The organism is Streptomyces sp. NRRL F-6492 (assembly GCF_001280125.1).
Classification (GTDB): domain Bacteria; phylum Actinomycetota; class Actinomycetes; order Streptomycetales; family Streptomycetaceae; genus Streptomyces.
Genome location: NZ_LGEG01000266.1, coordinates 1 through 19,961, shown reverse-complemented (window position 1 = coordinate 19,961; position 19,961 = coordinate 1). Strand labels below are relative to the sequence as shown.

Genomic DNA, 19,961 nt, shown 5'->3' with positions numbered 1-19,961 from the left:
GGTGACGAACTTCGCACAGGTCAGGCAGAGGTCGCACTCGCAGGGGCCTTCGGCCGGGAGCCGCAGGCAGTGGCCGAGTTCGAGTTCGGTCTTGAAGAAGTTCGTCTTCAGCCAGTCGACGGCCGCCTCGGGCAGAGCGCCTGACTTCAGCTCCTCGGCGGCGGGGCCGGCGATGCCGGCACCGGGTTCCAGGATGGCCTTGTAGTCACGAAGGACTTCCTGATCGCTGATCTGCGCATAGCGGAAGCGCAGCTTCATCAGCTGGTACTGGCGGTTGCCGTCCTGACCCTGGACGTGGGCGCGCCACTCCTCCTCCGGGCAGTGCCGTCGGCTGCGGCGCTGGTGCGGAATGGATCCGGGGCTGGCCAGCATGGCCGCCGTGGAGACGCCCCGGGCCCTCACTTCGCCTCCCCGGTCACCGAGCTGTGTCCGCCGAGTACAACCGCGCCCTCGGCGGACACTCGCCCTGGACGACAGGGCCACAGCAACGACCAGACGCTTCTCCGCCTCGGCGGACCGCCGTCCCCGGTGCCGGAACCGCTCGCGGAACTGCTCCATCGCTGGATCAGCAGCCGGGACAACATGAACACCGCGACCAACCACGCCTCCCGGTGGCTGTTCCCCGGCCGCCGGGCCGGACGACCGATGCACCCCGACGCTCTTGCCTCGCTCATCGACGACATCGGCATCCCGACCACGGCTGGCCGCACAGCCGCAATCCGGCAACACGTTCTGGAAATGCCCGCGCCGGTCGTCGCTGAGGCTCTCGGCTATCACCGGGTCACCACAGCCAAGCTCGCGTCCGAGGCCGGAGGCACCTGGGGCCGATACGCCGCCGGAGACCACTGGCGGTCACCACCCGGCTGGACCCCACAGAGCAATGCCTGAATCTGCGGTCGGCCGAATGAACCTCCTACTCCGCAGGAAGAGGACTCAACGGGATCTGGGACAACGCCCAGCGCGTGAACGTGAGCAGATCCTCGCCGGCGATGTCCTCAAGCCGGTCGAAATCCTCCGGCAGCACGTCGAGCAGGAACTGCTCGACTTCCCGGTCGGCCCGCTTGATCAGGACGAGGCAGCGATAACAGGGCTTGGGAGGACGCTCAAGAAGGATCGCTCGCAGAGACCCCGTCGCATCGTCGGCCAGGTGCTGATCCAGCCATCCAGGCTCGCGTCCCCTGCCGAGGTCGAGACGCTCGCTCTTCGAACTCAGCTCTACGAGGACCTGCTTGTTCACACGCTTGATCTCTTTGGGGACGTTCAGCGGCATGAAGGCAGGTTATCCACCAACGGCCAGAAGGCGAGGGGCTGCAAGCACAGACCATGACCTGCGGCACCCCGACGCACAGTGACTGCGCCGACGCTTTGGCACCGATGCTCGCGACAGTTGAATACGCGAGCCCCCAGTACCGAGGCCGCTGCACGCCTGACCGGCGGGGGCGGACGACGACGGAAGGGGCGTACGGAGGATTCCGTACGCCCCTTCACCGCGACCGCCCCCGCCCGTCACACGGTCGGCAGCCACCCCACCTTCCCCGCGAGCAGCCCGTACCCGACGAAGGCCACGATGTCGAGCAGCGCGTGCGCCACGACCAGCGGCCCGACCCGGCCCCAGCGGCGGTACAGCAGGACGAAGACCACGCCCATCACCATGTTGCCGATGAAGCCGCCGACGCCCTGGTAGAGGTGGTACGAGCCGCGCAGCACCGAACTGGCCACCAGGGCGGCCATCGGCGTCCACCCCAGCTGCCCCAGTCTGCGCAGCAGGTAGCCGACGACGACGACCTCCTCCACGACGGAGTTCTGGATCGCCGACAGGACGAGGACGGGGTACTTCCACCACACGTCCGGCAGCGACTCGGGCACCACCGTCAGGTTGAACCCGCTCGCCCGCGCCGCCAGGTAGAAGGCGAGTCCGGCGCTCCCGATCCCCGCCGCGACCAGTGCCCCGCGCCCGAGGTCGGGCCACGGCCGGGTGCGGTCGAAGCCGATGGCCCGCAGCCCGGAGCCCTCCCGCAGCAGGAGGTGGGCGACGAGGACGACCGGCACGAGCGCCGTGGCGATGCCGAAGAGCTGCCAGGACAGGTCCAGCCAGGGCCGCCCGGGGGCGTACGAGCCGTTGAGCGTCGCCGCCTGCTCCTTCAGCGCCCCGGGCCTGGTCAGCGAGCCGATGAAGCTGATGAGGGCCGACACCCCGCTCGCCCCCAGCGAGAGGGCGAGCACGATGAGCGTCTCGGAGCGCAGTACCGCGCGCGGCGGCTCCCCCGGAGACGGCAGGTCGTCCCTTACTCGTTGCTCCGCCACCACACCCGTCTCCACTTCCCGGACGACACGTCCCGGACGACCCGAACCGTCTGGACATGATCGCCCATGGGCCGCCCGGGGAGGGACAGGGGCCGGGGAGGGTGTCGGCGGAGCTCCACCAGCACGTCGGTGGAGCCCCACGGGTACGTCAGTGGAGCCCCAGCGGCCAGGTGTGCACCGGCTCCCCCTCCCGCATGAGCGTCCGGTAGCGGCGCGTCGTCGCCGCGAGCGCCGTCTTACGGTCGAGGCCCGACTCCAGGGCCCGGTGGAAGGTGCCGACCTGCCAGGAGGCGCCGTTCACCCGCCGCCGACAGCGCTGCTCGATCACCCCGAGGTAAAGGTCCCGGTCGGCGGGTTCGATGTGCCAGGCGTCGAGCCCGGACGCGGCGAGCGGCAGCAGTTCGTCGAGGACGAGCCGTACCGCCGGCAGGGTGGCGACGCCGCCCGCGCGCCCCGGCCGGGGCCAGCGCAGCTCCGCCTCGATGCCGTGCCGGCAGGCCGCGTCGAAGTTGGCCTCGGCGTCCTCGAAGGCCATCCGCTTCCACACGGGCCGGGGCTCGTCGGCGAGGGCGCGCACGAGGCCGTAGTAGAAGGCCGCGTTCGCGATCACGTCCGTCACGGTCGGCCCCGCCGGCAGGACCCGGTTCTCGACGCGCAGGTGCGGGACGCCGTCCACCAGGCCGTACACCGGCCGGTTCCAGCGGTAGACCGTGCCGTTGTGCAGGACGAGTTCCTGGAGGCGCGGCACCCCGCCCCGGTCGAGGACGAGCAGCGGGTCCTCCTCGTCGTGGAGGGGGAGGAGGGCGGGGAAGTAGCGGAGGTTCTCCTCGAAGAGGTCGTACGCCGAGTCGATCCACCGCTCCCCGAACCAGGTGCGCGGCCGCACCCCCTGGGCCTGGAGCTCGGGCGGCCGGGTGTCGGTGGCCTGCTGGAAGAGCGGCGGGCGGGACTCCCGCCACAGTTCGCGGCCGAAGACGAAGGGCGCGTTGGCGCCGAGCGCGATCTGCACCCCGGCGACGGCCTGCGCCGCGTTCCAGACGGCGGCGAACCGGGCGGGCGTCACCTGGAGGTGGAGCTGGACCGAGGTGCAGGCGGCCTCGGGGACGATCGACTCCGAGGTGCAGCGGAGGTGTTCGACGCCGTGGATGTCGAGGATGAAGTCCTCGCCCCGTGCTGCGAGTATCTGGTCGTTGAGGAGGGCGTAGCGGTCGTTGTCCGACAGGTTCTCGGGGACCAGGTCGTGCTGTTCGAGGGTGGGCAGCACGCCGATCATGACGACGCCCGCGTCGAGCTCCGCCGCCTTGCGGTCGGCGTACCCGATTCCGGCTCCGATCTCCTCGGCGAGCCGACCGAATACATGGCCCTCCAGCTGGTGGGGGGCGATGTTCACTTCGAGGTTGAACATTCCGAGTTCGGTCTGGAAATCGGGGCTCGCGATCTTTTCGAGAACCGGCCCGTTCAGCATGCGGGGCAGGCCGTCGGCACCGGCGAGATTGAGCTCGATCTCCACGCCCATGAGATTGCGCGGTCGGTCGAACCTCTTCTCCGCCAGGAGCCTCGCGAGCCCCGCCAGACATTGCTGGAGTTTCCTCCGGTACTGCTGCCGGTCGGACGGGCCGAACCCGTCGGCCACGACCTTCTCGCCCATCGAAGCGTCCTTCCCCGGGTGGGCGGCCGTCATGGCGGCCGCGCGTCACGGACCATGATGCCCACCTCTTTGATCCACAACGCCTGCGGAGGGGGCCTGTCGGAGGATAGGCTGGATGCAGCACTCCAACGGCACATTCCACGGGCATGGAACAGACGACATATACCAATGTCATATTGTCCCTGGAATCGGGGTCGGAATTCAGCCGACCGGCTCCTCGCGGTATGTGCAGGTGAGGGAGGTATCGTCCTCCTGATTCCACTGGAACGCCCCTCGACGACGACCTGATGATGCCTTGTCAGGAATATCGGCGACGTCTAGCGGAAACACTGTGTGAACACATGTCGTATAAACTCCGCGGACGAGGCAGAGTGTTGGCGCCCGGCCATGGCCCCCCGGCCCCTCTCTGGCCCCGCCGCCGACAGCGCCGTCGTACCTGCCCACGCGTCACCGTGTCTCCTGAGCGAGAGGCGACCCATCATGCTCCGACCCTCCCCGGCCCCCGCGCCGGCCCTCCGCAGCGTCCTCGCGGCGCTCGGCTCACCGACCGCCGTCCGTGAGGCGCGCACACCCGCCCTGCGGGCCGCGCAGGGACCACTGAGCCCCGAACTCCCCCTGCCCGTGCATGTGTTGGGCGTCACGGGAGCCCCGGGACACCCTCCCCGCACCCGGCTCGCCGGGTGGCGCTTCCTGATCCGGAACGGGGACCGGACGATCGCCGCCGCGGACACCATGCTCACCCCGGACGGCTGGTCCTTCTCGCACTTCTTCGAGGGGCCGTACGTCTCCGCCACGGAACGGGCCGTGCACCAGGCCGAAGGCCTGCCGGTCGTGTACCAGCCGCGGCTGCTCTCCGTACCGGAGCTCTACATGCTGACCCTCTGGCTGCACGCCGACCCGGAGACGGACGGCACCACCGTCACTCCGGCCGCCGACGACCTGTTGGTACCCCTGGCCCCCGCGCCGCCGGGAATCGCGGCCCACCGGCCCTACCCGGTCGCCGACCTCCTGCCCGTCCTCAGCACGCGCCTCGCGCCGCCGCCCCTCCTGGGCTCGGCGGCGCCCGCCTGATCCATCGCACGCGCGGTGCGCCCCGTGACCCGGGCGGGTCACGGGGCGCACTGCTGTCCGAACCGTCCGCCCGAACGCGCCGCCCGAACACCCCTCCCTTACGGACTAGCCCGCTCGGGCCATCCCGAACCACCCGAAGGGACGGGGTGGTTGAGCTGAACCGCCCCTGGGAGTGACGCGTCCTCCCAGGAGAGGACGAGCTGCCGCGAAATCCCTGCGGAAGTCCGTCCCGGGGGCAAGACTTGGACCGGAACCGAACCGACCGACGGGGGCGGCCATGAGCGCGCAGAGCCGCAGGACATCCACCACGACGCAGCGAAAGAACCCACCCATGTGCCAGCACCAGCCCGCCTGTCCCACCGCCGACTCCGCCGACCGGGAGGCGGCCCGACTGACGGCACACCACCCGGAGCAGGGCTGGAGCCTGCTGTGCAACGGCGTCCTGCTCTTCGAGGACACCGGTGAACTCCTGCCGGACGGACAGATCATCGCTCCGCACCGGCCGCTCACGGCGGGCCGGGTGACGACCGCCGCCTGAGGACGACCGTACGAGGGAAGAGACCGGGGGCCGGTCCGGAGAAGGACTCTCCGGACCGGCCCCCGGTCGTGAAGGCCGTGGCCGTCAGTGGTCGTACTCGTCCAGCGGCGGGCAGGAGCAGACCAGGTTCCGGTCGCCGAAGGCACCGTCGATGCGGCGCACCGGCGGCCAGTACTTGTCGGCGGCCGAGACGCCGGCCGGGAAGACCGCCTCGTCGCGCGTGTACGCGTGGTTCCACTCGCCGCCGAGCACGGCCGCGGTGTGCGGGGCGTTGCGCAGCGGGTTGTCCTCCGCCGGCCACTCGCCCGCGGCGACCTTCTCGATCTCGGCCCGGATCGCGATCATCGTGTCGCAGAAGCGGTCCAGCTCGGCCAGGTCCTCGGACTCGGTCGGCTCGATCATCAGCGTGCCGGCCACCGGGAAGGACATCGTCGGCGCGTGGAAGCCGTAGTCGATCAGGCGCTTGGCGATGTCGTCGACGGTGACGCCGGTCGCCTTGGACAGCGGCCGCAGGTCCACGATGCACTCGTGGGCGACGAGACCGGCCGGGCCGGTGTAGAGCACCGGGAAGTGCGGCTCCAGGCGCTTGGCGATGTAGTTCGCCGCGAGCACCGCGACCTGGGTGGCGCGCTTGAGGCCCTCGCCGCCCATCAGGCGCACGTACGACCAGGAGATCGGCAGGATGCCGGCGGAGCCCCACGGGGCGGCCGAGATCGGGCCGACGCCGGTCTCCGGGCCCGCGGTGGGCTGGAGCGGGTGGTTCGGCAGGTACGGGGCGAGGTGGGCGCGGACGCCGACCGGGCCGACGCCGGGGCCGCCGCCGCCGTGCGGGATGCAGAAGGTCTTGTGCAGGTTGAGGTGCGAGACGTCGCCGCCGAAGTGACCCGGCTTGGCCAGGCCGACCAGGGCGTTGAGGTTGGCGCCGTCGACGTACACCTGGCCGCCGGCCTCGTGGACCTCGGCGCAGATGTCCGCGACGTGCTCCTCGAACACGCCGTGCGTGGACGGGTAGGTGATCATCAGGACGGACAGCTCGTCGCGGTACTGGGCGATCTTGGCCCGCAGGTCCTCGACGTCGACCTCGCCGTCGTCGGCGGTCCTGACGACGACGACCTTCATGCCGGCCATCACCGCGGAGGCGGCGTTGGTGCCGTGCGCGGAGGACGGGATGAGGCAGACGGTGCGCTGCTCGTCGCCGTTGGCGCGGTGGTACGCGCGGACGGCCAGCAGACCGGCCAGCTCGCCCTGCGAACCGGCGTTCGGCTGGATCGAGACCTTGTCGTAGCCGGTGACCTCGGCGAGACGCTCCTCCAGCTCGGTGATGAGCGTGACGTAGCCCTGCGCCTGCTCGACCGGGGCGAACGGGTGCATCTGGCCGAACTCGGGCCAGGTCACCGACTCCATCTCGGTCGTCGCGTTCAGCTTCATCGTGCAGGAGCCGAGCGGGATCATGCCGCGGTCGAGCGCGTAGTCGCGGTCCGCGAGGCGGCGCAGGTAGCGCAGCATCGACGTCTCGGAGCGGTGCGCGTGGAAGACCGGGTGGGTCAGGTACGCGTCGGAGCGCAGCAGACCGGCGGGCAGCGCGTCCTCGGTGGCGGCGTCCAGGGCCTCGACGTCGGCGGTGACGCCGAAGGCGCCCCAGACGGCGGCGAGCTGGGCGCGCCCGGTGGTCTCGTCGCACGACATGGACACGTGGTCGGCGTCGACGCGGAAGAGGTTGACACCGGCCTCGCGGGCGGCGGCGACGACCTCGTCGGCCTTGCCGGGCACGCGGGCGGTGAGGGTGTCGAAGAAGACGTCCCCGGTCAGCTCGACGCCCCCGGCGCGCAGACCGGCGGCGAGGATCGCGGCGTACCGGTGGGTGCGCCGCGCGATGCCCTTGAGGCCCTCGGGGCCGTGGTAGACGGCGTACATGCCGGCCATGACGGCGAGCAGCACCTGGGCGGTACAGATGTTGCTGGTGGCCTTCTCGCGGCGGATGTGCTGCTCGCGGGTCTGGAGGGCCAGGCGGTAGGCGCGGTTGCCGTCGGCGTCGACGGAGACGCCCACGAGGCGGCCGGGCAGGGAGCGGGCGTGCTTGTCCTGGACGGCCATGTAACCGGCGTGCGGGCCGCCGAAGCCCATCGGAACGCCGAAGCGCTGGGTGGTGCCGACGGCGATGTCGGCGCCGAGCTCGCCGGGCGAGGTGAGCAGGGTGAGGGCGAGCAGGTCGGCGGCTACGGTGACGATCGCGCCGAGCTCGTGGGCCGCGTCGACCAGCGGCTTGATGTCGCGGACCGCGCCGGAGGCACCGGGGTACTGCAGGAGCACGCCGAAGACACCGCGCTCGGCGATCTCGGCCGGGATGCCCTCGCTCAGGTCGGCGACGACGACCTCGACGCCGGTCGGCTCGGCGCGGGTCTCGATGACGGCGATCGTCTGCGGCAGGGCGTCGGCGTCGATCAGGAAGACGCCCTTCTTGACCTTGCCGACGCGGCGGGACAGCGCCATGGCCTCGGCTGCGGCGGTGCCCTCGTCGAGCAGGGAGGCGCCGGAGGTGGGCAGGCCGGTCAGGTCGGCGACCATGGTCTGGAAGTTCAGCAGGGCCTCCAGGCGGCCCTGGGAGATCTCCGGCTGGTACGGCGTGTAGGCCGTGTACCAGGCGGGGTTCTCCATCACGTTCCGGAGGATCACCGGCGGGGTGAAGGTGCCGTAGTAGCCGAGGCCGATCATCGGGGCGAGGACCTGGTTGCGGTCGGCGAGCGCGCGCAGCTCGGCGAGCACCTCGGCCTCGGTGCGCGCGGCCGGCAGGCCCAGCGCCTCGGCGTTCTTGATCACGTCCGGCACCGCGGCGGCCGTGAGCTCGTCGAGCGAGCCGTAACCGACCTGGGCGAGCATCTTGGCCCGGGCCTCGGCGTCGGGCCCGATGTGCCGCTGCTCGAACGGGATGCCCTGTTCGAGCTCGGAGAGCGGAATGCGGTTGGCGGTCATGTACGGAGGCCTCCTGGTCGTCACGACCTGCGAGGGGCACCACGGCGCGGGTGCCCGGACGGCCTCCCCCTCTGTCATCTCAACCTGAGAGTTTCACCGGCACGCCTCGCGGCACGCCGGCTTTCACCGTCGGTGAGAGCGCATGCCGTCGGGCATCCGCTCTGCTTTCCAGAGTGACCTCGTCCGCGCGGTACAGGGGCCTGAGAGATTCCGGGGAGGATTTGCTCCTTCGGCGCCCACCGGAAGGTTTCTCCGGGGGACTCTCCCGCACGGGGTCGACAGCCACACCCAGCCTACCAGCGCGGTTGCGGCTCTCCTCGCTCAAGTGGCCGACAGCCCGGATGTGCCCTTTGGTAGGGGGTAGAGGAGTTGCGACCAGTTGGAGGGACCGTGCAGACCGACATCGATCCGCGCAGCCTGATCGGCCGCAAGGCGTACGACCGGAACGGACACAAGATCGGAACCGTCGACGAGGTGTACCTGGACGACGCGACGGGCGTCCCGGAGTGGGCCGCGGTCCGCACCGGCCTGTTCAGCAGGGACGCCTTCGTCCCCCTGGAGCCGAGCGACCTGCTCGACGACGGCCTCCACGTTCCGTTCGAACGCGCCCTCATCAAGGACGCCCCGGACTTCGGTGTGGGCCGCCACCTCTCCCCGGAGCAGGAGCTCCAGCTCTACCGCCACTACAGCCTCGCCCTCCCCCAGTCCCCCACGGCCTACCCGGACACCGACTTCGGCCGCCTGGCGGGCCAGGACGGCACCTGACCGGACACGCCCCCCGGCCCTGGGACCGCTCGCGCTCGCCGGAAGCAAGAACCCCCCACAGGGCGGACCGCACTCCTGCCCGCCGTCACGGGCGGCGCGGAGGGGAACCCGTCCCGGCCGCGAGGCCGGGCGCGTCCCCACGGTCCGCGGCGGGCGAAGGCGCGGCACCGCCGGCCGAAGGGCCTTCGCCCGGCACAGGGCCCCGCACCAGCGGCACCGCCTCCCCCGCCGCCAGCTCCGGATCGTCCACGGCGAAGGTCCGCACCCGCCCCGGCGCCGACCCCGGTTCCTCGAACCGCACCGTGACCCGGCCGAGCCCGCTCCCCTGGACCCACCCGGCGCCGTACACCGCGTGCCGCACGTCGTGCCCGGGCGCCCAGGACCGCTCGGCGGGCTCGGCGGCCGCCACGGCCTCCGGCGCCACCGGAGCGGCCTCGGCGCCGCCGGCCCGCTCCTCCGCGCCCCCTTCCCGCTCCCGCTCCTGTTCCTGGGCGAACAGATCCTCCTGCGTGTAGTCCGCGAGCCCGCTCACCCCCACCCCGAGCAGCCGCACACCCCCCGTGGTGTCCACCGAGTCGAGGAGCCGCCCCGCCGCCTCCCGCACGACCCCGAGCGCGTCCGTCGGCCCCCGCAGCGTCTCGGACCGGGTCAGCGTCGAGAAGTCGAACCTCCGCACCTTCAGGACGATCGTCCGCCCCGAGTGCCCCGAAGCCCGCAGCCGCCCCACGCACCGCTCCGCGAGCCGCTCGACCTCGCCCCGGATCCGTACCCGGTCGTGCAGGTCGACGGCGAAGGTGTCCTCGACCGAGACGGACTTGGCGTCCCGCTCGGCCACCACGGGCCGGTCGTCGTGCCCCCGGGCCATCCGGTACAGCGAGGCCCCGTGCGCCCGCCCGAGGAGCCGTACGAGCTCGTCCTCGCCCGCTTCCGCGAGGTCGGACACCGTCGTCATCCCGGCCCGCCGCAGGTGCTCCCCGGTCGCCGGCCCGACCCCGGGCAGGATCCGCACGGACTTCGGCCCGAGGAGCGCCCGCTCGGTGCCCGGCTCCATCAGGACGAGGCCGTCCGGCTTCGCCTCCTCGGAGGCGATCTTCGCGAGCATCTTGGACCCGGCGAGCCCCACCGACCCGGTGAGCCCCGTCGTCGCGAGGATGTCGGCCCGCAGCCGCTCCCCCACGGCCCGCGCGCTCGCCGTGTCGTCGGCCACGCCCCCCGCCTCCAGGTCCACGAAGGCCTCGTCGAGGCTGAGGGGTTCCACGAGCGGGGAGAGGCTCCCGAGCAGCCGCATGACCTGCTCGCTGATCGACCGGTAGAAGGCGAAGCGCGGCACGAGATAGGCCGCGTTCGGCGCGAGCCGCCGCGCCTGGCCCATCGGCATCGCCGAGTGGACCCCGAAGCGGCGCGCCTCGTACGACGCGGTGGCGACCACTCCGCGCGGCCCGAGCCCGCCCACGACCACGGGCTTTCCGCGCAGGCTGGGCTTCGCCGCCTGCTCGGCGGCGGCGAAGAAGGCATCCATGTCGAGGTGCAGGATCGTGGGCGCGGCTCTCACGCCTCCGATGCTCCCCCACGCCACTGACAATCACGCCACCGGCGACGCCCCGCGGCGGCCCCGGTCCGGCTCAGACCGCCCGGTCCCGCCGTCTCCGGGCCAGCTCGTCGCCGGGGTTGTGCCCCACGAGCGTCTCTCCGGTGTCCACCCGCTCCCCGTGCAGCTGCGAGAGCGCCGCCTCCACGTCCCGCCAGACCACCCCGACGGCGATGCCGAAGACGCCCTGCCCGCCCTGGAGCAGGTCGACGACCTCGTCGGGCGAGGAGCACTCGTAGACCGTGGCCCCGTCGCTCATGAGCGTCATCCGCTCCAGGTCGCTGAAGCCCCGGGCCCTCAGGTGCTGCACCGCGGCCCGGATGTTCTGCAGGGCCACCCCGGTGTCGAGGAAACGCTTGACGATCTTCAGGACGACGACGTCACGGAAGCTGTAGAGCCGCTGCGTCCCCGACCCGTACGCGGGCCGCACGCTCGGTTCCACGAGTCCGGTGCGCGCCCAGTAGTCCAATTGGCGATAGGTGATGCCGGCCGCCGCGCACGCCGTGGGGCCGCGGTAGCCGATCACCTCGTCGGCCGCGCCCGTACCGGCGTCCGTACCGAAGTCGCCCACCCTGCCGTGAAGCGGATACGGACCGTTCTCCCCGGACACCCGTCCGAGGGAGCTGCCCGCCGTACCGTCCGCGCTGCTCATCACGCCGACCCTCCGTCCTTGACCTGCCCACACGAAGGTAGGCAGTCACTCGGGGTGCGTCAACGATCGCCACACTCGGCACGCCGAGTGATAATCACCCTGAGAGTGGTTTCCCGTGTCTCTCTTCGGGGAAAGGCTACTCGAATGCTCTGACAGCACCCCGCGAACGGCCCGCGGCCGCACCGCCCTGTCTCACTGACTGTTGGTCCCGAAATCCTCCGGTGAGATCTGGTCGAGGAATTCGCGGAACTTCTCCACCTCGTCCTCCTGCTCGTCCGGAATCGCGATGCCGGCGTCGTCCAGGACACCGTCGCTGCCGAAGATCGGCGTTCCGGTCCGGAGGGCCAGCGCTATCGCGTCGGACGGCCGGGCGCTCACCTCGACGCCGCTGGCGAAGACCAGCTCGGCGTAGAAGACCCCGTCACGCAGATCCGTGATGCGGACTTCGGTGAGTTCCTGCCCCACGGCCTCCAGCACGTCCTTGAACAGGTCGTGCGTCAGCGGCCGCGGAGGGGCCATCCCCTGCTGCGCGAAGGCGATCGCGGTCGCCTCCCCCGGTCCGATCCAGATGGGGAGGTAGCGATCGCCTCCCACTTCACGTAGGAGCACGATCGGCTGATTGGAGGGCATTTCCACGCGGACACCCACAACGTCGAGCTCGTTCACACAGCAACCCTAGGACGTGCCCGACCGGTTTGGATAGTCGGGCCCCTCCCCGGTCACTGCGACCGGATGCCCAGGGCGATCTGCATCAGGGCCGCGTGCAGCCGCACCGACTGCGCGGCCAGCTCCTTGGCGGTGGCCTCCGCATGGGCCCTGGTCTGCGGATTACGGTGCCGGCGCAGCGGCGCGACCACCTGTTCGATCAGCCCGGCCTCCCGTTCGGCTGCCGCCTTCACGGCCCGCAGGTGACGGGGCTCGAGACCGAATCTCCCCAGATCCGCTACGAGCCGGGCGACGGTGACGGCCTCGGCGTCGTATCCGCCGCCCTCCGTCTCGGCGATCAGACCGTACGACTCCCACTCGGCGAGCTCGGTCTCGGTGACCTCGGCGGCGGCGAGCAGCTCGGCCCGCCCGAGCCGCGCGGCGGCCGGCGGCTCCGGGTCCCGCTCCCAGGGTCCCTCCAGGAGGTCCCGCCGGCGCCCGGGGGCCGGGAGACTGATCTCCTCCCCCCGGGCGAGGGCGTCGAGGTGCTCGCGGATGACCTTCAGCGGAAGGTAGTGGTCCCGCTGCATCCGCAGGATCCGGGCGAGCCGCTCCACGTCCTGCGGGCTGAACTTCCGGTATCCGGAGGCCGTACGCCGGGGCTCGACGAGCCCCTCGGCCTCCAGGAACCGGATCTTGGAGATGGTCACTTCGGGAAACTCGTCACGCAGCTGGTTCAGCACCGTGCCGATGCTGACCAGCCTGTCGCCCGCGGTGGCGGTGCCGGATCCGGCACCGCCCGTCGGTGTTCGCAGCATGGACCTTCCCTGAAGGGGGCTCCCCGAGGCGTCACACGCCCCGCAGGCTCGAATAGAAGACCAGCCGGTACTTGCCGATCTGCACCTCGTCGCCGTTGGACAGGACGACCGATTCGATCGGCTCCCGGTTGACGTACGTGCCGTTGAGGCTGCCGACGTCGGCGACGGTGAAACTGCCGTCCTGCGCCCGCCGGAACTCGACGTGCCGCCGGGAGACCGTGACGTCGTCCAGGAAGATGTCACTCTGCGGGTGACGGCCGGCCGTCGTCAGCTCCCCGTCGAGGAGGAACCGGCTGCCGGAGTTCGGCCCCCGGCGCACCACGAGGAGCGCGGACCCCAGCGGCAGCGCCTCCACGGCCGCCAGCGCCTCCGGGGAGAGCGAGGGCAGCGCGTTCTGGCCGGTGACCTCGGCGTCGTAGGCCTCGAGACCGGAGATGGAGATCGTCGACGTCGTCTCCGACGCGCGCTCAGGAGCGACCCCGCCCCGCAGCGGCGTGCCGCAGTGGGAGCAGAAGCGACTGTCGGCCGCGTTGCGGTGACCGCACCTCGTACACACCGGCATGGACGCATCCTCCTGCCGCGGCTGCCCCGCCGAGGTCTGTGTCGCGTACGGGTCGGGGGCAAACCCTCCACCCGTACTTGAGGTCGATGGTTCTCCGAAACCTATGCGGGCGGCCCCGGCGGGGTCAACAGAGGACGCGCCCGGCGCGCCCGGAACGTCACCTCCCCGACCCCCGACCTCGTCACGGAAGAGCGGGCGCTCGCCGCCCTGCTCCTCGCTCTGGGCGTGGCGCGGCGCGCGGTGCCGGGCGTTGCCGCCGTCCTCGCGTGCGCTCTTGCCGAACAACTTCGCAAACAACTTCACGGGCGATTCCCCTTGACCGAAACAGACCCGCCCGTGGGGCAGGACGAACCGAAATCCATCACACCTGCCGACCCGGACACCTTCACAACGTCCGTATCCTCCGGACAGTTTCCACCACGCACCACCGTTGTGATGCGCCGACCCCCCGCAAGGCCCTGCCCTTGTCGCGGGACCCCCCTCGTACGCCTCCTCACTGCGAGGACGACTGAGCGTAGTCAGGCCGCTTCGCGGGTCGCAAGGCGTCGACGACGATCTTCGCCGACCGCTCCACCGTGGCCGTGGCCTGCTCCTTCTCGAGGGTCTGCACGACACCGCCGGGGATGTTGAGCGCGGGCTCGAGATCCTCCGGCTTGCCGATGACCTTGAAGACGTACGGAGCGGCCACCTGCGTTCCATCGATCCGCATGTCGTCACCGCCACCGGTGAAATAACTGTCCGCCACCACCCGGACACCGTTGACCTGGATCGCCTCGGCGCCCGCCGCGCGCAGCTCCTGGATGGCGTCGAGCAGCATGTCCGACTCGACGGATCCGGTGGGGTCGCCGACGGACAGGGTGATGCCGGGGCCCTCGGCGGCGACCGTGCCGGCCAGGATGCCGAGCTGCTGCTCCTTCTCCTGGGTCTGCCTGCGCGCCTCCTCGGCCTGGTCCGAGCTGGACTCCAGCTCGGAACGCTGCTTCTCCAGACGGGCCTTCTCGTCCTCCAGGCGCTGGGTGCGGTCGTCGAGTTCGTCGAGGATCCGCACCAGGTCCTCCTGGCGCGCGCCCCGGAGAGCGCTGTTGTCGCTGGTCGAGGAGACCTGGATGGCCAGGCCGAGCCCGAGGCCGAACAGCAGCAGCGCGACGATGAGTTGGGCCCTGGTCACCCTCGGCGGCCACAGCGCGGAGAAGAGCCTGTGCCGTCCGCCCTGCTCGTCCCCGGCGGACCCGCCCGCGGCCGGCGGCGGTTCGGCGGCCGGGAACGCCTCGGGCTCCCGTACGCCCCGGTCCGCGCCCTCCGGCGCCGGGGGGCCGTCGGGAACCGCGCCGGGCGCGCCCCCGTGCGGAGGCTTCCGGTGCTGGTGGGGATGGGCGAAGGACGGCCTCTCCTCCACTCTCCGGAGGACCCGGGTGCTCTCGTCCTCGGGCACCGCGGGCGCCTCTTCGGGCTTCGCGGCGCGCTGCTGGTCCCGGGGCTCCGGGGGGACCTGGGGGATCCGGGGATCCCGAGGAGCCTGCGGCTTCTCCGGGTCGTGAGGGTTCTGCGGGTTCTGCGGGTTCTGCGGGTTCTCGGGGTTCTGCGGGTTCTCGTTCATCGGCCTCACGCCCGGAAGACGTGGCGCCGGATGGCGGCCGCGTTGGAGAAGATCCGGATGCCGAGGACGACGACCACACCCGTCGACAGCTGCGCGCCCACGCCCAGCTTGTCGCCGAGGAAGACGATCAGCGCGGCCACTACCACGTTCGACAGGAAGGAGACCACGAAGACCTTGTCGACGAAGATCCCGTCGAGCATGGCCCGCAGCCCGCCGAAGACCGCGTCGAGGGCGGCGACCACGGCGATCGGAAGATAGGGCTCGACCACCGCCGGAACCTCGGGGCGGACCAACAGTCCGACCACCACTCCGACGATCAGGCCCAGTACGGCGATCACGATGTGCCCTTCCCTGTGTCGGCCGTGGCCCGGCCGGAAGGCTTCGCCCCGACCCCCCTCGGCTCTGCGGTACGTACGGTCAGGCTCGGCGCGGCCGGCAGGCGCACGTCGCCCTCGGCGGAGATGCTGCTCCTGATCCCGAAGTTCTCCACCAGCGCGTGCAGGTACTGCCCGTCGGCGCTGTCCTGGAACGCGGTGCTCAGCTTCTGCCCGTTCCCGATCGCGAGGACGGTGTACGGCGGCACCAGCGGCTTGTTGTCGACCAGTATGGCGTCGCCGGCGGCCCGGATCGCGGACAGCGACGTCAGCCGCTGCCCGTTGATCGCGACCGCTTCGGCGCCCGACTCCCACAGCCCGTTGACCACGCGCTGCATGTCCCGGTCGCGGACCCGGCCCGTGTCGGAGAAACCGCTGCTCTCCCGCGGTCCGCCGCCACCGGTGTCGGTGTCCTTGGCGTCGTCGACGACGAGCCGGACCCCGGGGCCGTGCACCGGCGTCGCGCCCGAGAGCAGCGCCACCAGCTCGGCCTGGTCGCCGCCGTGCTCCTGGAGCGCCTGCCGCTGGCGCTCGCCGACCTCGGCCCGGATCCGCTCGATGTCCTGTTCCAGGTCGTCGGCCCCCGAGGCCTCCGTCTCGATCCGGTCGATCAGTTCCTGCCGCTCCTTGGCGACGACCGGCGCGGAGACCCGCGCCTCGGCCGCGCCGACGGTCACCACGGCGGCCGCGAGCAGGAGGCCGGCGGCGACGCCGAGCTTCGCCCGCAGGCTGCGGGGCAGCCCCCCGCCCTCGGCGGCGCGCCGGGCGGTCGCCTCGGCGTACCCGTCGTCGAGGGCGTGGTCGATCACGTTGTTCAGCAGCGACATGGACGCGTCGGGTCGCGGCGGCGGTGATCCGGTGCTCCGAACGGGGGGCTGCTGCGACATGCCGCACATCGTCGCACGTCGTACGGCCTACCGCCGAATGGCCCTCCACGCCGGTGGGGAGGCGCCCCAGGGCACCTCCCCACCGGAACGGCTCGACCGCGTCAGTTGCCCGCGCTGTCGACCACCGCGGCCCACTCGTCGAGCAGGGCCTGCGCGGAGGTGTCGTCGGGGCCCTCCGCCCACAGATGGGTGACGGCCTCGGCGGGGTCGGGCAGCACCATCACCCAGCGCCCGTCGGCCTCGACCACCCGGACGCCGTCGGTGGTGTCGACGGAGCGGCTGCCCGCCGCCTCGACCACCTTGCGCATCACGAGCCCCTTCACGGCCCACGGGGTCGCGATGTCCCGCTTGAGGACGTGGGCCCGCGGAATCCGGGCGTCGATCTGGCTCAGCGTGAGCTGCGTCCGCGCCACGAGCCCGAGCAGCCGCACGAACGCGGCGGTCCCGTCGAAGACGCTGCTGAACTCGGGCACGATGAACCCGCCGCGCCCGTCTCCGCCGAAGATCGTCGACTCCTCCCGGCCGACCCGGGTCAGGTCGTCGGGCGAGGTGGTCGTCCAGTCCACCTGGGTGCCGTGGTACGCAGCGACCTGCTCGGCGATCCGCGTGGTGGTCACCGGCAGCGCGACCCGCCCGGAGCGCCGCTCGGCCGCCACCAGGTCCAGCATGACCAGGAGCGCCCGGTCGTCCTCGATGATCCGGCCCCGCTCGTCCACGAGCGACAGCCGCTCGCCGACGGGGTCGAACCGCACGCCGAACGCGGCCCGCGCCGAGGCCACGATCTCCCCGAGCCGCACGAGCCCGGCCCGCCGGCTCTCGGCCGACTCCGTGGGCCTGGACTCGTCGAGTCCGGGGTTGATCGTCAGCGAGTCGACCTGGAGCCGTCCGAGCAGACTGGGCAGTACGAGCCCGGCACTGCCGTTGGAGGCGTCCACGACGACCTTCAGACCGGCCTCCGCGATCCCGGAGGTGTCGACGTTCCGCAGCAGCGACCCGGTGTACGAGTCGAAGACGCTCGCCGGGAAGGAGAGGTCTCCGATCTCACCGGGGAAGGCCCTCCGGTACTCCTGCCGCGCGAACACCCGGTCGAGCTTGCGCTGCCCGCCCTGCGAGAGGTCGGCACCGCGCTCGTCGAAGAACATGATGTCGACGGAGTCGGGCACGCCGGGCGAGGTCCGGATCATGATGCCGCCGGCACTGCCGCGCGCGGTCTGCTGTCTCGCCACCGGCAGCGGTACGTTCTCCAGGTCCCGTACGTCGATGGCGCTGGCCTGCAGCGCCGAGATCACCGCCCGTTTCAGCGCGCGGGCGCCTCGGGAGTGGTCACGGGCCGTGGTGACGGTCGAGCCCTTCTTCAGGGTCGTGGCGTACGCGCCCGCGAGGCGGACGGCCAGCTCGGGGGTGATCTCCACGTTGAGGATGCCGGAGACCCCGCGCGCTCCGAAGAGGTGGGCCTGTCCCCGGGACTCCCAGATGACCGAGGTGTTGACGAACGCGCCGGCCTCGATCGTCTTGAACGGGTAGACCCGGACGTTGCCCTGCACGATCGATTCCTCACCGACCAGGCACTCGTCCCCGATGACGGCTCCGTCCTCGATCCGGGCGGCCCGCATGACGTCGGTGTTCTTGCCGATCACACAGCCGCGCAGATTGCTCTGCTGGCCGATGTAGACGTTGTCGTGGACGACGGCCTTGTGCAGGAAGGCACCGCTCTTGACGACCACGTTCGAGCCGACGACGGTGTGCTCGCGGATCTCGGCACCGGCCTCCACCTTGGCGTAGTCGCCGATGTAGAGCGGACCCCGCAGCACGGCGTCGGGGTGCACCTCGGCACCTTCCGAGACCCAGACCCCGGGCGAGATCTCGAAGCCGTCGATGTCGACCTGGACCTTGCCCTCCAGGACGTCCGCCTGGGCCTTCACATAGCTCTCGTGCGTGCCGACGTCCTCCCAGTAGCCCTCGGCGACATAGCCGTAGATCGGCTTGCCCTCCTTCATGAGCTGCGGGAACACGTCCCCCGACCAGTCGACCGACGTGTCGGCCTCGACGTAGTCGAACACCTCGGGTTCCATCACGTAGATGCCCGTGTTCACGGTGTCCGAGAAGACCTGGCCCCAGGTCGGCTTCTCCAGGAAGCGCTCGACCTTGCCCTCCTCGTCGACGATCGTGATCCCGAACTCCAGAGGGTTCGGCACCCGGGTGAGGCAGACCGTGACGAGTGCGCCCTTCTCCTTGTGGAAGGCGATGAGATCGGTGAGATCGAAATCGGTGAGCGCGTCCCCCGAGATGACGAGGAAGGCGTCGTCCTTCAGCGCTTCCTCGGCGTTCTTCACGCTTCCCGCTGTACCGAGCGGTTTCTCCTCGTTGGCATAGGTGAGCTCCATCCCGAGCTCTTCGCCGTCACCGAAGTAATTCCGGACGAGAGAGGCGAGAAACTGCACGGTGACGACGGTCTCGTTGAGACCGTGCCTCTTGAGCAGTCGCAGGACGTGCTCCATGATCGGCCGGTTCACCACCGGCAGAAGAGGCTTGGGCATGCTCGAGGTCATGGGGCGAAGACGGGTTCCCTCGCCACCGGCCATCACGACGGCCTTCATGTCGGAAACGTCCTCCTTCAAGAGATGACGGTCCTGCCGACTTCGCCTGTCCGCTCAGTTGCCCGCGGACGTCCTCGTTGTTGCCGGCGACGCTGCTCGACACAGAAGGAACGGGCTCAATCGGCCTCGGTATCCGTCTTCACGAGTCGACGGACCTGGACCACGTAGAGGATCCCTGCCCACCAATACAGAGTTGTACCCCATCCGGCGAAGGCCCACCCGAAAACTTCAGCGAGTGACGAAAGCCAGCCCGTTCCGTCACTGAGAAGCAGCAAGGGGAACGCGTACATGAGGTTGAAAGTCGCAGCTTTGCCGAGGAAGTTGACCTGCGGCGGCGGGTAACCGTGCCGTCGGAGGATTCCCACCATGACGAGGAGCATGGCCTCGCGCGCCAGGAGGGCGGCGGTCAGCCACAGCGGGAGGATCTCCCGCCAGGTCAGGCCGACGAGCGTGGACAGGATGTACAGACGGTCGGCGGCGGGATCGAGCAGCCGGCCGAGGCTGCTGATCTGGTTCCAGCGTCGGGCGAGTTTTCCGTCGAGGTAGTCGCTGATACCACTGAGCGCCAGGACGAGGAGCGCCCAGCCGTCACTCTTGGGGCCGCCGAACTCGGGGCGGAGAATCAGCCACAGAAACAGCGGCACGCCGACGAGGCGCGCCATGCTGAGAATGTTGGGGATGGTGAGGACCCGGTCGGTCTGAACGCGAGTCTCCTGGACCTCCACCCGGGGGCCTCCTGCTGGGATGATGCCGACGTTGCCCCCTGACCCTACCTTCAGCCGCCGAACTCCTGCGCACAGGGGCCTCGCCGGCAACCGTGAACGCAGAAAAGCCCCGCACCATGGAGGTGCGGGGCTTTCCCACAATGATTGTTCGGCGGTGTCCTACTCTCCCACAGGGTCCCCCCTGCAGTACCATCGGCGCTGAAAGGCTTAGCTTCCGGGT

General features: G+C 70.9%; 18 protein-coding genes and 1 riboswitch. Of the genes, 4 read left to right on the top strand and 14 right to left on the bottom strand.

All coding sequences use genetic code 11. The features are described from left to right. The first annotated feature begins 528 nt into the window (after positions 1-528). On the top strand, positions 529-888 hold the full coding sequence (locus ADL08_RS36140; RefSeq protein ID WP_199837128.1) for a hypothetical protein: 360 nt from the start codon (positions 529-531) through the stop codon (positions 886-888). 25 nt (positions 889-913) lie between these two features. Here ADL08_RS36140 and ADL08_RS31205 read toward each other — a convergent pair whose 3' ends face one another. From ADL08_RS31205 to ADL08_RS31195, 3 genes are all read right to left on the bottom strand, one after another. After that, complete coding sequence (locus ADL08_RS31205) at positions 914-1,270, bottom strand: hypothetical protein (RefSeq protein WP_053648935.1); 357 nt, start codon at positions 1,268-1,270, stop codon at positions 914-916. Between the two features lie 236 nt (positions 1,271-1,506). Beyond that, the gene (locus ADL08_RS31200) at positions 1,507-2,307 is read right to left on the bottom strand and encodes a CPBP family intramembrane glutamic endopeptidase (RefSeq protein WP_053648933.1); all 801 of its coding nucleotides are present in this window, start codon (positions 2,305-2,307) and stop codon (positions 1,507-1,509) included. Between the two features lie 145 nt (positions 2,308-2,452). Then, positions 2,453-3,952: a glutamate--cysteine ligase gene (locus ADL08_RS31195; protein ID WP_053649097.1), complete on the bottom strand. Its 1,500-nt coding sequence runs from the start codon at positions 3,950-3,952 to the stop codon at positions 2,453-2,455. Positions 3,953-4,432: 480 nt separating this feature from the next. Between ADL08_RS31195 and ADL08_RS31190 the strand changes: the two genes are divergently transcribed. Beyond that, complete coding sequence (locus tag ADL08_RS31190; protein ID WP_053648931.1) at positions 4,433-5,023, top strand: hypothetical protein; 591 nt, start codon at positions 4,433-4,435, stop codon at positions 5,021-5,023. A 331-nt stretch (positions 5,024-5,354) separates the two neighbouring features. Next, positions 5,355-5,561, top strand: a complete 207-nt coding sequence (locus ADL08_RS31185; RefSeq protein ID WP_053648929.1) for a DUF5999 family protein — start codon at positions 5,355-5,357, stop codon at positions 5,559-5,561. An 84-nt stretch (positions 5,562-5,645) separates the two neighbouring features. Here the strand turns inward: ADL08_RS31185 and gcvP are convergent, their stop codons facing one another. Then, complete coding sequence (gene gcvP, locus ADL08_RS31180; protein ID WP_053648926.1) at positions 5,646-8,531, bottom strand: aminomethyl-transferring glycine dehydrogenase; 2,886 nt, start codon at positions 8,529-8,531, stop codon at positions 5,646-5,648. A 178-nt stretch (positions 8,532-8,709) separates the two neighbouring features. Beyond that, positions 8,710-8,809, bottom strand: a riboswitch (glycine riboswitch). A gap of 112 nt (positions 8,810-8,921) precedes the next feature. Between gcvP and ADL08_RS31175 the strand changes: the two genes are divergently transcribed. Then, positions 8,922-9,296: a PRC-barrel domain-containing protein gene (locus tag ADL08_RS31175; RefSeq protein ID WP_053648925.1), complete on the top strand. Its 375-nt coding sequence runs from the start codon at positions 8,922-8,924 to the stop codon at positions 9,294-9,296. An 85-nt stretch (positions 9,297-9,381) separates the two neighbouring features. Here ADL08_RS31175 and ADL08_RS31170 read toward each other — a convergent pair whose 3' ends face one another. The 10 genes from ADL08_RS31170 to ADL08_RS31125 form a co-directional block, all read right to left on the bottom strand. Next, positions 9,382-10,848 (bottom strand): DNA polymerase IV, encoded by a 1,467-nt coding sequence (locus tag ADL08_RS31170; protein WP_053648922.1) that lies wholly within the window; start codon positions 10,846-10,848, stop codon positions 9,382-9,384. 70 nt (positions 10,849-10,918) lie between these two features. Next, complete coding sequence (locus ADL08_RS31165) at positions 10,919-11,536, bottom strand: MerR family transcriptional regulator (protein ID WP_199837127.1); 618 nt, start codon at positions 11,534-11,536, stop codon at positions 10,919-10,921. A 192-nt stretch (positions 11,537-11,728) separates the two neighbouring features. Next, complete coding sequence (locus ADL08_RS31160; protein WP_017238433.1) at positions 11,729-12,202, bottom strand: bifunctional nuclease family protein; 474 nt, start codon at positions 12,200-12,202, stop codon at positions 11,729-11,731. 53 nt (positions 12,203-12,255) lie between these two features. Next, positions 12,256-12,999: a MerR family transcriptional regulator gene (locus ADL08_RS31155; protein WP_053648916.1), complete on the bottom strand. Its 744-nt coding sequence runs from the start codon at positions 12,997-12,999 to the stop codon at positions 12,256-12,258. A gap of 31 nt (positions 13,000-13,030) precedes the next feature. After that, positions 13,031-13,972: an FHA domain-containing protein gene (locus tag ADL08_RS36135; RefSeq protein ID WP_078968226.1), complete on the bottom strand. Its 942-nt coding sequence runs from the start codon at positions 13,970-13,972 to the stop codon at positions 13,031-13,033. Between the two features lie 82 nt (positions 13,973-14,054). Then, positions 14,055-14,957, bottom strand: coding sequence for a DUF881 domain-containing protein (locus ADL08_RS31145; RefSeq protein WP_107092035.1), 903 nt, complete (start codon positions 14,955-14,957; stop codon positions 14,055-14,057). A 206-nt stretch (positions 14,958-15,163) separates the two neighbouring features. Next, positions 15,164-15,496 carry a small basic family protein gene (locus ADL08_RS31140; protein WP_015032176.1) on the bottom strand — a complete coding sequence of 111 codons (333 nt, stop codon included), beginning with the start codon at positions 15,494-15,496 and terminating at the stop codon, positions 15,164-15,166. Then, positions 15,493-16,419 (bottom strand): DUF881 domain-containing protein, encoded by a 927-nt coding sequence (locus tag ADL08_RS31135; protein ID WP_053648912.1) that lies wholly within the window; start codon positions 16,417-16,419, stop codon positions 15,493-15,495. The genes ADL08_RS31140 and ADL08_RS31135 overlap by 4 nt, the downstream gene beginning before the upstream one ends. 101 nt (positions 16,420-16,520) lie before the next feature. Continuing rightward, positions 16,521-19,016 (bottom strand): mannose-1-phosphate guanyltransferase, encoded by a 2,496-nt coding sequence (locus tag ADL08_RS31130; protein ID WP_053648910.1) that lies wholly within the window; start codon positions 19,014-19,016, stop codon positions 16,521-16,523. 116 nt (positions 19,017-19,132) lie between these two features. After that, on the bottom strand, positions 19,133-19,741 hold the full coding sequence (locus ADL08_RS31125; protein ID WP_053648908.1) for a CDP-alcohol phosphatidyltransferase family protein: 609 nt from the start codon (positions 19,739-19,741) through the stop codon (positions 19,133-19,135). Between the last annotated feature and the right edge of the window lie 220 nt (positions 19,742-19,961).

Excerpts from the sequence above, each read along its gene's own strand:
- ADL08_RS31205 (WP_053648935.1), bottom strand. The coding sequence starts at position 1,270 with ATGCCGCTGAACGTCCCCAAAGAGATCAAGCGTGTGAACAAGCAGGTC.
- ADL08_RS31195 (WP_053649097.1), bottom strand. The coding sequence starts at position 3,952 with ATGGGCGAGAAGGTCGTGGCCGACGGGTTCGGCCCGTCCGACCGGCAG.
- ADL08_RS31190 (WP_053648931.1), top strand. The coding sequence starts at position 4,433 with ATGCTCCGACCCTCCCCGGCCCCCGCGCCGGCCCTCCGCAGCGTCCTC.
- ADL08_RS31185 (WP_053648929.1), top strand. The coding sequence starts at position 5,355 with ATGTGCCAGCACCAGCCCGCCTGTCCCACCGCCGACTCCGCCGACCGG.
- gcvP (WP_053648926.1), bottom strand. The coding sequence starts at position 8,531 with ATGACCGCCAACCGCATTCCGCTCTCCGAGCTCGAACAGGGCATCCCG.
- ADL08_RS31165 (WP_199837127.1), bottom strand. The coding sequence starts at position 11,536 with ATGAGCAGCGCGGACGGTACGGCGGGCAGCTCCCTCGGACGGGTGTCC.
- ADL08_RS31155 (WP_053648916.1), bottom strand. The coding sequence starts at position 12,999 with ATGCTGCGAACACCGACGGGCGGTGCCGGATCCGGCACCGCCACCGCG.
- ADL08_RS31135 (WP_053648912.1), bottom strand. The coding sequence starts at position 16,419 with ATGTCGCAGCAGCCCCCCGTTCGGAGCACCGGATCACCGCCGCCGCGA.
- ADL08_RS31130 (WP_053648910.1), bottom strand. The coding sequence starts at position 19,016 with ATGAAGGCCGTCGTGATGGCCGGTGGCGAGGGAACCCGTCTTCGCCCC.